The sequence below is a fragment of the Acinetobacter sp. ANC_7634 genome (genome assembly GCF_056779875.1).
This window is the reverse complement of the sequence record NZ_JBWYIT010000046.1, coordinates 1-246: the sequence shown is the minus strand read 5'-3', so window position 1 is coordinate 246 and position 246 is coordinate 1. Positions and strand designations below refer to the sequence as shown.

The following is a 246-nucleotide window of genomic DNA, read 5'->3' as shown; positions in this document are numbered from 1 at the left end:
CTTCTGGAAGTGCATCAACTTTCGCTTGTGCATCTTCTTTAGCAGTAAGCGCATCATCACGTGCTTGAGTCAGCTCAGCAAGTTCTGTTGGCGTGATTAAACCATCTGATTCTGCATCTGCTAGTGCTTGCTCTGCCTCAGCATATGCTGCTTCAGCCGCCTCTACTGCCTCTGTCGCTTCTTCAAGTGCTGCAACTGCATCATCCACACCATCTTCGTTTTCATCATTTACTGCTGGTAAAGTGA

Annotated in this window: 1 protein-coding gene; it reads right to left on the bottom strand. The window is 47.6% G+C overall.

Annotation, left to right across the window (positions count from 1 at the left end; translation table 11 throughout):
- Positions 1-246 (bottom strand): GA-like domain-containing protein (locus AC1M9A_RS14465; protein ID WP_481610499.1); only part of this gene is annotated, 246 nt, incomplete at both ends.